Here is a 12,857-nt window from a genome sequence, read left to right on the forward strand (position 1 = left end):
CCAGGTCCGGCCGGGCCAGCGCGAGCTCCTGCGCGACGCGGGCGCCCATCGACGTTCCGATGACATAGGCGGGTCCGCCGAGCAGTTCGATCAGGATGTGGCGCCCCTGGCCGCCACAAAGGCACACCGCGGCCTTGAAAGGATGCATCCATGACTCCACCCCGTGACGATGCCGCCGGTAAGTCCGGACGCCGTGCCGAACTGCTCGCCATCGCAGCCGACCTGTTCGCCTCCCGAGGCGTGCGCGCGACCACAGTCCGTGACATCGCCGATGCGGCGGGCATCCTGTCCGGCAGCCTCTACCACCACTTCGATTCGAAGGAATCGATGGTCGACGAGATCCTCCGCGGGTTCCTCGACGACCTGTTCGGCCGCTACCGCAAGATCGTCGCCGCCGGACTCGACTCCCGCGCGACCCTCGAAGGACTCATCACGGCGTCCTACGAGTCGATCGACCGATCCCACTCGGCGGTCGCGATCTATCAGGACGAGGCCAAGCACCTCGTCGGCAACGAACGCTTCGCGTACATCGCCGAACTGAACACCGAATTCCGCGACCTCTGGGTCGGTGTCATCGAACGCGGCATCGAGGACGGCAGCTTCCGCCCCGAACTCGACGTCGAACTGGTCTTCCGGTTCCTGCGCGACACCGTGTGGGTCGCGGTGCGCTGGTACAGGCCCGGCGGGACCCTCACCGCCGACCGCGTGGCCCAGCAGTACCTCAGCATCGTCCTCGACGGCCTGTCGAGACCCGAATCCTCATAGGAGCAAACATGACCGAGGCATACATCGTCGACGCGGTGCGCACCCCGATCGGCAAGAAGAACGGCAGCCTCGCCGGAGTGCACCCCGCCGACCTGGGCGCCCACGTGATCAAGGCGGTCGTCGAACGCACCGGCATCGACCCCGCCGACGTCGACGACGTCGTGTTCGGCTGCGTCGACGCCATCGGCGGGCAGGCCGGCAACATCGCCCGCACTGCGTGGCTCGCCGCGGGCTACCCGCAGCACGTCCCCGGCGTCACCGTCGACCGCCAGTGCGGCTCGAGCCAGCAGGCGATCCACTTCGGTGCCCAGGCCATCCTGAGCAACACCGCGGACCTGATCATCGCCGGTGGCGTGCAGAACATGTCGCAGATCCCGATCTCGTCGGCGATGACCGCCGGTCAGCAGTACGGGTTCGACACCCCCTTCGGCGGGTCGAAGGGCTGGACCGAGCGCTACGGCAGCGACGAGGTGTCCCAGTTCAAGGGCGCCGAGATGATCGCCGAGAAGTGGGACCTCAGCCGCGAGGAACTCGAGAAGTGGGCGCTGCAGAGCCACGAACGCGCGAAGGCCGCGATCGCCGCCGGCCGCTTCGACAACGAGGTCGTGCCGCTCGGCGACGCGACCGTCGACGAGGGCCCGCGTGAGACCAGCCTCGAGAAGATGGCGGGCCTGCAGCCGCTCGTCGAGGGTGGCCGCCTCACCGCGGCGGTCGCGAGCCAGATCTCCGACGGCGCATCCGCACTACTGCTCGCGTCCGACGAGGCGGTGAAGAAGCACAACCTGAAGCCCCGCGCCCGCATCCATCACCTCAGCGCCCGCGGCGACGACCCGATCTTCATGCTCACCGCCCCGATCCCGGCGACGCAGTACGCCCTCGAGAAGGCCGGTCTGACGATCGACGACATCGACCTGGTCGAGATCAACGAGGCGTTCGCGCCCGTCGTGCTCGCGTGGATCAAGGAGATCGGCGCCGACCCGGCCAAGGTCAACGTCAACGGCGGCGCCATCGCCCTCGGCCACCCGCTCGGCGCGACCGGCACCAAGCTGATGGCGACGCTGCTCAACGAGCTCGAGCGCATCGGCGGCCGCTACGGCCTGCTCACCATCTGCGAGGGCGGCGGCACCGCCAACGTCACCATCATCGAGCGCCTCGAGGCCTGACGCGGAGCAGGTGTCCGTCCCGGCCGACAGGGGGGGCCGGGACGGACACCTGCCCGGTGTTACCGCAGTGTCGGGTCGGTGACGCGGTCGCTGCTGCCGGCGGTGCGGAACACGATGTCGGCGGCATCGGCCAGCGGATCGGCGGGCAGCACGTGGACGATGTTCTGGTAGATGACGCCGCCGTCGGGGCACCACACCAGAACGCGGCGGGGACCGGGCGCGACGTTGTGCGCGACCATCGTGCCGGACGGTTCCAGCGGCAGGCTCTGGGTGTTCCCGTCCGCATCGGGGTCGACCCGGCAGCTTTCCGGATGCACCGGCACCCCGTGCACGGTCACCTTGATCCGGGTGCGTCCCGGGACGACATCCGCCGTCGCCGCGGCACCCGCGACTCCCGGAGTGGTCAGGGCGATCGCCGCGGCGGACAGCACGGCCACGGCGGCGCTCACGCGTCGGACTCTCATTCGGCTCCCTTCCGAAAGTGGTCGGGTCGACCCTACGGGGGATGTGGGGCATACGCCCGTATTTTGCGCGGTGGTGTCGGGCGGCGGTACTACCCTCGGAGCCATGTGCCGGAACATCACCGAACTCCGCGGACTCGAACCTGCTGCCACGGCGGAGGAGATCGAAGCCGCCGCGCGCCAATACGTGCGTAAGGTCAGCGGCATCCACAAGCTGTCCGACGCGACCCGGGAACCGTTCGAACAGGCGGTCGCGGAGGTCGCCGCGACCACCACGCGACTGCTCGCGGCCCTGCCGGAGCGACGGCAACCCCCGGCGAGCGTCCCGCCGTTGCGGCGCCCCGAGGTGCAGGCGCGCATCGCGGCGCGCGGCTGACTCGCCGCTGGCCGGGTAGCGAGCTCAGCGGGCGCGCACCGACACCGTGGGACACAGGTCCCGCGGCATCAGGGTGAGCCGCTCGGCGACCCGCAGCCGATAACTCGGATCGAGGTCGAAATCGAAGCGCCGCAACAGGCTTCCCAGGACCAGGGTGGCCTCGTGCAGGGCGAACTGCCGCCCGATGCAGGCACGCTCGCCCGTGCCGAACGGCTTGTACACGTGCCCCGGCCGGGCTCGAACCCGTTCCGGCAGAAAACGATCCGGATCGAACGTCTCGGCATCGGGGCCCCACACCTCGGGATCGCGGTGCACCGCCGGGAGCAGCACGAGAACCCAGTCGCCCTTGCGCAGCCGGTACCGTCCGCCCAGCGTCGTGTCCTCGCGTGCCTCGCGGGCGTACCCGGGCGCGGTCGGCCACAGCCGCAGTGCCTCGTCGAGCACCCGCCGCACGTACCGCAGCTTCGCGACCTGTTCGAAGGCCGGAACGTCCTCGCCCCACACCGCGTCGACCTCGGCCCGCGCGCGGGCGAACACCTCGGGGTTGCGCATCAGGTAATACAGCGCGAACGACAGTGCACCGGAAGTGGTTTCGTGGCCGGCGACCAGGAAGGTGAGAACCTGGTTGCGGATGTTCTCGTCGTCGATCCGGTTCGGGTCGTTCTCCCGCGCCGCCCGCAGCATGAGTTCGAGCAGATCGTCGTGCCCGGTCTCGCCGGACGCCTGCCTCTCGCGGATCACCTCGTCGACGACCCGATGCAGATACGCGCGATCCAGGAGGTACTGCCGCTTCTGCCGAGGGAACAGGTGCCGCCCGACGACCGGCAACCTCCGTAGGGCGCTGCGCTGCGAGAACGCCAGACCACCGACCATCGCCTCGACGAACGGATGCGGACGGTCGCGCTCGAACGGGGCGAACGAATAGCTGAATCCGGTGCGGCCGATCGTCTCGAGGGTCAGTTTCGTCATGTCGGCGGCCACGTCCACGCGTCCGTCCTCGGCCGCGCGCCGATCCCAGTGCGCGAGCAGATCGGCGGTCACATCCAGCATCGTCGCGTGGTAGGAGCGCATGGCCGACTGCGTGAAGGCGGGGGCGAGCAGGTCGTGCGCGCGGCGCCAGTTTGGTTCGTCGTTGTATGCGGTGAACAGTCCGTCCCCGCCCAGGCTGCGCAGCGCTTCGACTCCGGGTGCCAGGTGTTTGGCGAAGCGGCGGTCGTCGGACAGTTCGGCGGTGAGTTCGCCGGAGCACACGAACACGAACCGCAGGTCGAACGGCCGACGTTCGAAGACCGGGCCGAGCCGGCGGTGCAACTCCATCGAATCCTGCACCGGCGTGCTCACGGACATTCCCAGCACGTCGCCGAGTACGGGCAGGCGCCACGGCGGGTGCGGGATCTCGGTGTCGAACACGTGTGATGTGGCCACGGCCATCTGTTCGTCCCCCGGACAGTTCGAACTCTTATTGAACCGACGTACAGTAGTCACGCTACGCCCGGATCCGGCGCTGTCAAGACGCTAGATTGGCGACGTGGCATCACCACGGCGACGACTGAGCCCCGACCAGCGGCGCACCGAGCTGCTGGACATCGGTGCCCGGTTGTTCTCGCAGCACGCCTACGAGGACGTGCGCATCGAGGAGGTCGCGGAGCTCGCCGGTGTCTCGCGAGGCCTGATGTACCACTACTTTCCGACCAAGCGCGACTTCATGGCGGCGGTCGTGCAACGCGAGTCCGACCGGTTGCTCGCCGTCACCGAACCCGATCCGGCGCTGTCGGTGCACGACCGGATCGCCGCGGGACTCGACGCCTATCTGGAATACATCGAGTCGCACGCGCAGGGTGTGCTGGCGGTCAACCGCGGTGCCGCCTCCGCCGATGCGAGCATCCGCGGCATCGTCGACGCGGAACTGGACGTGCAGCAGCGGCGCATCGTCGACGCGCTCGCGCCGTCCGACGGAGACCGCGAACTCGTCGAACTCGCGGTGCGCGGGTGGATCGCGTTCGTGCGTAGTGTGTGTGTCGACTGGCTGGACCGCCCTGGCGTCACCACCGTGCAAATGCGCGAACTGTGCCTCGCTGCGCTCGCCGGACTGCTCGGCGATCGGCTCGGTTGAGTCGTGACCCGGCTGCCGCCTCAGATCTCCGTGACTCCGTAGGTCTTGAGCTTGCGGTACAACGAGCTTCGCGCCATCCCGAGCATTTCTGCGGCGCGGACGCGGTTTCCGTCGCACTCGCGGAGCGCGGCGACGATCGCGTCCCGTTCGGCAGCCTCGAGCACACTGAGGGTGCGAGTACTCGTCGACCGGCAGTAGCCGGGGAGATCATCGGCCTGGATCTCACCGACCGGACGTTTCAGCACGGCGCTGTGAAGCGCTTCGCGCAGCTGAGTCATGTTCCGTGGCCACGAGTAGGCGCCCAGGACACGCATCGCCTCCGGACTCAGTCGGATCCGGCGCTCGGGGGCGATTTCGCGGAGCGTCCTGTCGACGAGGCGAGGGAAGTCGACGGATCGGAACCGGATCGCGGGGACGGTCACCGACTGGTCGAAGTTCGCCAGGACGTCTTTGCAGGGCAGGTCGGACTCGATGCCGGTGTCCGACAGTGTCGCGGCGACGATGAAGTTTCTCGTATCGAGATCCAGGGAATCGAAGAACTCGTTGAGAACGTCGACGCCGTAGGTGGTGAGCCGGTCGAGATTCCGGACGATCAGCAATGTCGAGGTGGTCGTGTCGACCGCAGTGAGCTCACCCTGCCGCGTCACGCTGTCCGCGTCGATCGCGATGCTCCGGCCGGACGGGTACATCCGATGGAACAGCTCCGCGAGGAGAGTGAACTTCCCTGTCCCGGGTTCGCCGAGGACGAGCAGGTTCTCCCGTCGTCCGAGTGACTCGATGATCGAGTCGCACGCCTGTTTCCATGCCGGACAGCGACTTTCGGTGATCGATGGTGGCGGGTTGTGAAGTCCGGATGCGATGGCGGTGGTTCGGGGGTCCGGTGCGTCGACCGCGGGAAGCGTCCGGTCGACCGCCGGAGTGCCGGCCTTGTCCGGGGTGTTGTCGTCGAGAAGCAGAACCATTCCCGCAACCTCGTCGCCGCACAGGATCCTGGTGGCGCGGATGTGGACGGTCCGGCCCGAAGGCAGCGAAATCGATTCCGCGCTGCGGTCGCGTCGGGTCATGAGGAAACGCGCGTGCTCGTGGATCGCGAGTTGTTCCTCCGGGGTGAACATGTTCTGTGAGCGCCGGTTCATGATCACGGTCTCGCCGATCGCCATGACCGCTTGACGCGGACGCGAATCGGCCTTGACGTACATTTCGAACAACGCCTGCTCCGCCTGGTTCCGGTCGAGGAGCAGATTGCGGCCTATGTCCATGGCTGCGGACTTGACCAGGGCGTGCAGGAGCGGGGACCAGCTCTCGGCGAGCATGCTGACGTCGAGGACGCCTTCGATCCTGCCGGAGATGGGATCCAGAATCGGCGCGCCGGTGCAGGCGAACTGCACCAGTGCGTCGTTGAAATGTTCGGGGCCCACAATGCTGATCGCAGAACCGGATTCGAAGACGGTGCCGATGCCGTTGGTTCCCACACCCTGTTCTGCGTAGCTGAACCCGGGCAGGAAATCGACCCGATCGAGCAGCCTGCCGACGAAATTGGAGCAGTCGCGGCGATCGACGATGCGGGCGTGGGCGTCGGTGAGCGCGATACCGACGGGGACATCCGCGATGTCGGCGGAGAGTCGCTCGAGGACCGGTCGTGCGCACCGTACCAGTCGCGAATCGAAGTCGATGTCGTCGTGATACTCCACGTGGAACGTTGCGTAATCGACGCCGGCGGACTGGCTGCGCTGCCACGAGGCGGCAACGACGTCGGGAACCCCGGCTGCTCCGGCGCTCCCGTATTCGAGGAAGTCCGCTCGCGCCGCGGCAATGCGCAGTCGCTCGCGCTCGTCGACCATGGATGCACCCTTCTTGCGATTCGATTTGTCCGAAAATGAGACCTGCGTCACATCATTATCGGTTCGTTTCCCGAGTCTGGCGACCTCCCGGCTGTCCGATCTTGGGACAGTCCGGCCTGCTGGGACAGCGGAAGCATTGTTCGTAGTCGTGATCCACATCACAGGAAAGGGTCGAACAATGGCTATCAGTACACCAACTGCCCACCGCACCCTGGACGCCCTGATCATCGGCGCGGGGGTGGCCGGCCTCTACCAACTGCACCTGTTGCGGGAACAGGGACTGAACGTCCGCGTGTTCGAGACCGCCGCCGACGTGGGGGGGACGTGGTACTGGAACCGTTACCCCGGTGCGCGCTTCGATTCGGAGGCCTACATCTACCAGTACCTGTTCTCGGAAGAGCTCTACAAGAACTGGAGTTGGAGCCAGCGGTTCCCCGCTCAGCCCGAGATCGAACGGTGGATGCACTACGTGGCCGATGCGCTCGACCTTCGCCGGGACATCTCGTTCTCCACGACCGTCACGAGCGCCGAATACGACGAGAAGTCGGGCCGGTGGACCGTGCGGACCGACAGCGGAGAGGTCGTGGACACGCAGTTCCTCATCACGTGCTGCGGCATGCTCTCGGCGCCGCTGCAGGACCTGTTCCCGGGACAGCAGGACTTCGCGGGGCAGATCTTCCACACCTCGCGCTGGCCGCGTGAGGGAGCCGAGATCGCGGGCAAGCGGGTCGGCGTCATCGGCACCGGTGCCACGGGTATCCAGGTCATCCAGACCATCGTCGACGAGGTCGCGGACCTGACCGTGTTCGTCCGCACGCCGCAGTATGTGCTCCCGATGAAGAACCCGTCGTACAACGCTGACGACGTGGCGGCGTACAAGGCCCGCTTCGAGGAACTCCGCAGCACGCTGCCGCACACCTTCACCGGTTTCGAATACGACTTCCGATACGTGTGGGACGAGCTGACGCCCGAGCAACGACGCGAGGTGCTCGAGGAGATCTACGAGAACGGATCGCTGCAGCTGTGGCTGGCGTCGTTCGCCGAGATGTTCTTCGACGAGGCCGTCAGCGACGAGATCTCCGAGTTCGTGCGGGAGAAGATGCGGGCGCGGCTGGTCGACCCGGAACTGTGCCGGCTCCTGATCCCCGAGGACTACGGGTTCGGCACCCACCGGGTGCCGCTCGAAACCGGCTACCTCGAGGTCTACCACCGACCCCACGTCACGGCGGTGGGCGTGCGCGAGAACCCGATCTCCCGCATCGTGCCCGAAGGGGTGCTGCTCGCCGACGGCACCCTGTACGAGCTTGACGTGATCATCCTGGCCACCGGTTTCGACGCGGGCACCGGCGCCTTGACCCGCATCGACATCCGCGGTGTCGGCGGACGGTCGCTGAAGGACGACTGGTCGCGGGACATCCGCACGACGATGGGGCTGATGGTGCACGGCTACCCGAACATGCTCACCACCGCTGTTCCCCTCGCACCGTCCGCGGCGCTGTGCAACATGACCACCTGCCTGCAGCAGCAGACCGAGTGGATCGACGAGTGCATCCGGTACATGCGGAAGAACGGCTACACCGTGATCGAGGCGACCGAGGAGGGGGAGGCCGCGTGGGTCGCCCACCATGACGAGACCGCCGCCGCGAACCTGATCTCGAAGACGAACTCCTGGTACACCGGCTCGAATGTCGAGGGCAAGCCGCGCCGGGTGCTGTCGTACACCGGCGGTGTCGGCACCTATCGGGAGAAGACGCTCGAGGCCGCCGCTGCCGGCTACAAGGGATTCGAACTGCGATGAGCACCGACACCGTGAAGGGACGACAGATCATGACCGAAGCACTTCGCGCATCCGTCGATGCGATCCTGAACAAGACTGTCACCGCCGAGGCGCCGGTGCCGGGAGTGGTCGCGATGGTGACCGACCGGGAAGGCAACGTCTACGAGGGCGCGGCGGGAAAGCGCCGAATCGACCAGGACGCGGCGATGACGACGGACGATGTCTTCGCGCTCTTCTCGACGACGAAGGCCTTCACCGCGACCGCGGCACTGCAGCTGGTGGAGCAGAACCGCCTCGACCTCGACGCGCCGGCGGGCAAGTACGTTCCGGAGCTGGGAAGCGTCCAGGTCATCGAGGGGTTCGACGACTCCGGCGAACCGGTGCTTCGAGAACCCCGTCGCGACATCACCACTCGCATGTTGCTCACCCACACCGCCGGATTCGGCTACGACTTCTTCAACGAGAAGTACCGGCGCCTGGCGGAGGAGAAGGGACAGCCGAGCGTCATCACCGCCACGAAGCAGGCACTGGACACTCCGCTGTTGTTCGACCCCGGGGATCGTTGGGAGTACGGCAGCAACCTCGACTGGTGCGGCCGGGTGATCGAGGCGATCACCGGGAACCGGCTCGGCGACGTGTTCTCTGCCGGGATCTTCGAGCCGCTCGGCATCGAGAGCATGACCTTCGAACTCGGCGACACGCGCCGTGCCGATCTGGCCGGGATGCACGCCCGCAATTCCGACGGATCGCTTTCCGTGATGGACTTCGAACTGCCGTCCCCGCCGGAAGTGCACATGGGTGGTCACGGCCTGTACGGCACTGTCGGTGACTACATGCGGTTCATCCGGATGTGGCTGAACGACGGAAAGGGTGAACACGGGCAGGTCCTGCGACCGGAGACGGTCGCGATGGCCGTGCAGAATCATCTCGGGGAACTTCCCGTGACACCGCTGCCCGGCGTCATCCCGTCGCTGTCGAACGACGCCGAGTTCTTCCCCGGGATCTCGAAATCGTGGTCGCTGCCGTTCATGATCAACAACGAGCAGGCTCCCACCGGGCGACCCGCCGGTGCACTGGGGTGGGCGGGGCTCGCCAACCTGTTCTACTGGATCGATCGACAGTCCGGATACGGGGGATTCTGGGCGACCCAGATCCTGCCGTTCGGTGATCCCACCTCGTTCGGTGGCTACCTCGAATTCGAATCGGCGCTGTACGCGTCGCTCGGCCGACGGTGAGCCGGGGGGACGCGCTCGGGCTCGGCCCGAGCGCGTCCCTGCGTGTGCCGGTCGGGGAACTACCGCACGATCGGGACGGTGGCGAAGCTCGGCGCGGACGGATCGAGCCGGATGTGCTGCGGCTTCAGACCGCTGTCGTGAAGCATCGGACCCAGTGGCAGCGACCGCGGCACGCTCGACGCGTACACGTCGATCCGGAGCCGGTGACCCGGTTGCAGGATCGCGTCGGTGAGCACCGTCGAGATGTCCAGCGGGGTGGGCACACCGGGCTCGAGGGTCTCCCGCGTGTCGAGCGTCAGGTACGGGACGGCGTGGGCGTAGTCGCCGGCGGGGGTGAAGGTGCTGCGGGAGTCGTCGATCGCGCGCAGCGACGCGACGAGCGAACCGGAGGTCAGGACGGTCGAACGGCCGTCGGGCGCCACGTCGTTCACGGTCACCGACCAGAAGCCGTCGGGGGCGTCGAGGACGGTGTTCAGGTGCACGTTGATCGCGCCGGAGATCTCGGTCGGTTCGGTGACCGGGGCGCCGGTGAACGTCAGACCCTCCGCCTCGTTGAAGCGGGCGTCCTTGGTGCAGTTCGAACCGAGCAGCACCGTGATTCCGGCGGTGCCGACGGCCGATTCGCGCGAGCAGAACCCGCGCAGACCCGGCGCGATCGTCAGATCCTGGGTGCCGGAGGGCGCCTCGGGCGTGAGGCTTCCGTCGAAGGCGGCGTGGCCCGCGGTGCCGCTCGGGGCGCCGGACAGATAGAACTTCTCGAATTCGGCACCGGCACGGGGGAACTGATCGGTGGTGGTCCATCCGCCGCCCTGCTGGAACAGGGTGACCGGCCCGTAGTTCTCGATGCCGTTGTCGATTCCCTTGAGCCAGTGGTCGAACCAGGCGCGCTGCAGGGTGCCGAGCTTCGGCGGGAAGCCCGGCCTGCCGAAGTCGGTACCGGCGACGACGTGGTAGCCGTCGCCCATCATCAGCTGCTTCTCGCCCGGCGCGACCGGGATGCGGTTGTAGATGTCCGGCTCGCTGTTGGCGAAGATGTCGTGCCAGCCCCCGTACACGAAACTGGGCACTTCGATCGACTCGAGATTCGCGGTGCGGTCCTGGTAGAACGGTCCTTCCTGTGCGACCTCGAGTGCGTTGGGGGAGACCCCTTCGACGGTGGGGGCTGTGACCGCCTCGACGAGTTCGGGAAGTTTGGTGGCGGGGTCGGCCATCCGGTCGCGCAGCCACTGCGCGTCGAAGTTGCCCTGCAGCAGCGCCTGCACGTCCGGGATCCACTTGAGCCCGTTGACGAGAGCGAGCCACATCGGCATGAATCCGATACCGAGTGCGCCGCCGGTGCCGACGATGTCGCGCAGCAGGTCGTTACCGGGTTCCACCGCGAAAATCGCGTCGAGCGCGTCCGGTTGCAGACCCGCACCCTGCAACTGGTTGATCGCCGAGTAGGACACGCCGCTGGTGCCGACGCGGCCGTTCGACCACGGCTGCTTCGACACCCAGTCGATGACCTCGACGGTGTCCTGCTGTTCGCGCGGGCCGAGGACCTGCCATTCACCCTGCGAGAATCCGGTGCCGCGGACGTCGACGATGACCTGCGTGTAGCCGTTCTGCACGAGGTCGCGGTTGAGTCCGAAGACCTGCACGAGTCCGCCGCCGGTCGTCTTCGCGAGCTCGGTGACCCCGTCGTACGGGGCCGCGAAGTTCAGCGTGTCGCCGAGTCCCTCGACCAGCGGTGCGAGGGTGGGGTCGTCGCCCACGACGGTCGCCAGGGTCGAGACCAGCTTGGTGTAGGGCGTGAGGTTGAGGACGACAGGGGTGGGCTCCGCGATCGGTGTCCCGTTCGCGTCCGCGGGGCGGAAGACGTTGGCGCGCAGGACGGTGCCGTCGCTCATCGTGATGGGGACGTCCCATTCGACGGCGGTGTTCGGGTACGCGTCGGGTGCGTCGACCGCGGCCTGCCAGGCGGCAGCGTCGGTCCCGCCGGACGGATCGGCGCCGGCAACCGGTGTCGCGGTGATCGCGGCGGCGGCTGTGGTGGCGGCGACGGCCACCGACGCGATCGCCCCGCGCAGGAATCGTCTCTTCACCCGGAACCCCCATGTCGACGGTGTGAAAACCCCGGAGCAACCTATCCCGATCGGTGGGGCGGGTCAACGATCTGCGCACGGGTGTCCGCTGTTGTTCAGCGGAATCCGCCGTCGGACCGGACGATGGTCCCGGTGGTGAAACTCGACGCGTCGCTCGCGAGAAACAATGCAGCGCCCACGATTTCGTGGGGTTCACCGATCCGCTTCAGGTGCACGGCCTCACCCGACTGGCGGATCTGTTCCGGGGTCCAGGCATTGGAGATGTCCGTGCGGTAGGGGCCGGGCATGAGGGTGTTGACGCGCACCTCGGGCGCGAGCAGGTCGGCGAAACCCTCGGTCATGGCGTTGAGACCGCGCTTGGCGGAGGCGTAGTGGATGAACGCGCCGGAAGGGTGCAGCGAGCCGCTGCTGCTCACGTTGATGATCGAGCCGCTGCCCTGCTCCTTCATTCGGGGACCGACGAGCTGGGTGAGCCGGAACGGCCCTTTGAGATTCAGTCCCAGCACGCTGTCCCACAGCGCCTCGGTGACGTCGGCGATGTTCCGGTAGACGGGGGACATACCGGCGTTGTTGACGAGGATGTCGATGCGTCCGAAGGTCGCGTAGGCGGCGTCGACGAGTCCTTCGATCTCGTCCCAGTGGCCCATGTGGCAGGCATAGGCGAGGGCGCGCCGGCCGGTGGTCTCCTCGATCTCGGCGACCACCTTCTCGCAGTTCTCGATCTTGCGGCTCGCGACGACGACGTCGGCGCCGGCCTGTGCGAACGCGAGCGCGATCTCCTTGCCCATGCCGCGGCTGCCGCCGGTTATCAGCGCGACCTTGCCGTCGAGACGGAATCGGTCGAACGGTGCGGGTATCGCGTCGGTCATCGAGCTGCCCTCTCGTCAGGAAATGGTGTTCTCGTTCTCAAGAACGTTATTCTTGACGTTAACGGACGACGGTGGCTCTGGGAAGTACCCCGCACGCCGAAGCGCCGCCCCGCGACGGAAATGCGGGACGGCGCTCGGGTTCTGTGAAGCTCCGGTGCTGCGAATACTCGCGT

11 protein-coding genes and 1 pseudogene are annotated in these 12,857 nt (G+C 67.3%); 6 read left to right on the top strand and 6 right to left on the bottom strand.

The genetic code is table 11. From position 1 onward, the window contains the following. Positions 1-94, bottom strand: a pseudogene (locus ACWDUD_RS14670) (alpha/beta fold hydrolase); the annotation flags it as partial. 56 nt (positions 95-150) lie between these two features. On the opposite strand from ACWDUD_RS14670, the gene ACWDUD_RS14675 reads away from it, so the two are divergent. After that, complete coding sequence (locus ACWDUD_RS14675) at positions 151-765, top strand: TetR/AcrR family transcriptional regulator (RefSeq protein WP_248674965.1); 615 nt, start codon at positions 151-153, stop codon at positions 763-765. Positions 766-773: 8 nt separating this feature from the next. Continuing rightward, the gene (locus ACWDUD_RS14680) at positions 774-1,928 is read left to right on the top strand and encodes an acetyl-CoA C-acetyltransferase (RefSeq protein ID WP_248674966.1); all 1,155 of its coding nucleotides are present in this window, start codon (positions 774-776) and stop codon (positions 1,926-1,928) included. A 59-nt stretch (positions 1,929-1,987) separates the two neighbouring features. On the opposite strand, the gene ACWDUD_RS14685 is transcribed toward ACWDUD_RS14680, so the two are convergent. Beyond that, positions 1,988-2,377 carry a hypothetical protein gene (locus ACWDUD_RS14685; RefSeq protein WP_450109770.1) on the bottom strand — a complete coding sequence of 130 codons (390 nt, stop codon included), beginning with the start codon at positions 2,375-2,377 and terminating at the stop codon, positions 1,988-1,990. 118 nt (positions 2,378-2,495) lie between these two features. On the opposite strand from ACWDUD_RS14685, the gene ACWDUD_RS14690 reads away from it, so the two are divergent. Then, positions 2,496-2,765, top strand: coding sequence for a DUF2277 domain-containing protein (locus ACWDUD_RS14690; protein WP_420749138.1), 270 nt, complete (start codon positions 2,496-2,498; stop codon positions 2,763-2,765). 24 nt (positions 2,766-2,789) lie between these two features. Here ACWDUD_RS14690 and ACWDUD_RS14695 read toward each other — a convergent pair whose 3' ends face one another. After that, on the bottom strand, positions 2,790-4,196 hold the full coding sequence (locus ACWDUD_RS14695) for a cytochrome P450 (protein WP_450109771.1): 1,407 nt from the start codon (positions 4,194-4,196) through the stop codon (positions 2,790-2,792). A 97-nt stretch (positions 4,197-4,293) separates the two neighbouring features. Here ACWDUD_RS14695 and ACWDUD_RS14700 point away from each other — a divergent pair, with 97 nt between their 5' ends. Continuing rightward, complete coding sequence (locus ACWDUD_RS14700) at positions 4,294-4,878, top strand: TetR/AcrR family transcriptional regulator (RefSeq protein WP_450109772.1); 585 nt, start codon at positions 4,294-4,296, stop codon at positions 4,876-4,878. Positions 4,879-4,898: 20 nt separating this feature from the next. Here the strand turns inward: ACWDUD_RS14700 and ACWDUD_RS14705 are convergent, their stop codons facing one another. Beyond that, positions 4,899-6,719, bottom strand: a complete 1,821-nt coding sequence (locus ACWDUD_RS14705) for a sigma-54-dependent Fis family transcriptional regulator (RefSeq protein ID WP_450109773.1) — start codon at positions 6,717-6,719, stop codon at positions 4,899-4,901. 178 nt (positions 6,720-6,897) lie between these two features. Between ACWDUD_RS14705 and ACWDUD_RS14710 the strand changes: the two genes are divergently transcribed. Together ACWDUD_RS14710 and ACWDUD_RS14715 are read left to right on the top strand one after the other, a co-directional pair. Beyond that, positions 6,898-8,517: a flavin-containing monooxygenase gene (locus ACWDUD_RS14710; protein ID WP_450109774.1), complete on the top strand. Its 1,620-nt coding sequence runs from the start codon at positions 6,898-6,900 to the stop codon at positions 8,515-8,517. A 29-nt stretch (positions 8,518-8,546) separates the two neighbouring features. Next, positions 8,547-9,731, top strand: a complete 1,185-nt coding sequence (locus ACWDUD_RS14715) for a serine hydrolase domain-containing protein (protein ID WP_450109827.1) — start codon at positions 8,547-8,549, stop codon at positions 9,729-9,731. A 59-nt stretch (positions 9,732-9,790) separates the two neighbouring features. Here ACWDUD_RS14715 and ACWDUD_RS14720 read toward each other — a convergent pair whose 3' ends face one another. Both ACWDUD_RS14720 and ACWDUD_RS14725 read right to left on the bottom strand, forming a co-directional pair. Next, positions 9,791-11,815 (bottom strand): CocE/NonD family hydrolase, encoded by a 2,025-nt coding sequence (locus tag ACWDUD_RS14720; RefSeq protein ID WP_450109775.1) that lies wholly within the window; start codon positions 11,813-11,815, stop codon positions 9,791-9,793. A 95-nt stretch (positions 11,816-11,910) separates the two neighbouring features. Beyond that, positions 11,911-12,684: an SDR family NAD(P)-dependent oxidoreductase gene (locus tag ACWDUD_RS14725; RefSeq protein WP_450109776.1), complete on the bottom strand. Its 774-nt coding sequence runs from the start codon at positions 12,682-12,684 to the stop codon at positions 11,911-11,913. Positions 12,685-12,857 lie beyond the last annotated feature (173 nt).

The sequence above is a fragment of the Rhodococcus sp. NPDC003382 genome, from assembly GCF_053589135.1.

Coding starts and splice junctions, on each gene's coding strand:
- ACWDUD_RS14675 (WP_248674965.1), top strand. CDS start 151: ATGACTCCACCCCGTGACGATGCCGCCGGTAAGTCCGGACGCCGTGCC.
- ACWDUD_RS14680 (WP_248674966.1), top strand. CDS start 774: ATGACCGAGGCATACATCGTCGACGCGGTGCGCACCCCGATCGGCAAG.
- ACWDUD_RS14690 (WP_420749138.1), top strand. CDS start 2,496: ATGTGCCGGAACATCACCGAACTCCGCGGACTCGAACCTGCTGCCACG.
- ACWDUD_RS14695 (WP_450109771.1), bottom strand. CDS start 4,196: ATGGCCGTGGCCACATCACACGTGTTCGACACCGAGATCCCGCACCCG.
- ACWDUD_RS14705 (WP_450109773.1), bottom strand. CDS start 6,719: ATGGTCGACGAGCGCGAGCGACTGCGCATTGCCGCGGCGCGAGCGGAC.
- ACWDUD_RS14710 (WP_450109774.1), top strand. CDS start 6,898: ATGGCTATCAGTACACCAACTGCCCACCGCACCCTGGACGCCCTGATC.
- ACWDUD_RS14715 (WP_450109827.1), top strand. CDS start 8,547: ATGACCGAAGCACTTCGCGCATCCGTCGATGCGATCCTGAACAAGACT.
- ACWDUD_RS14725 (WP_450109776.1), bottom strand. CDS start 12,684: ATGACCGACGCGATACCCGCACCGTTCGACCGATTCCGTCTCGACGGC.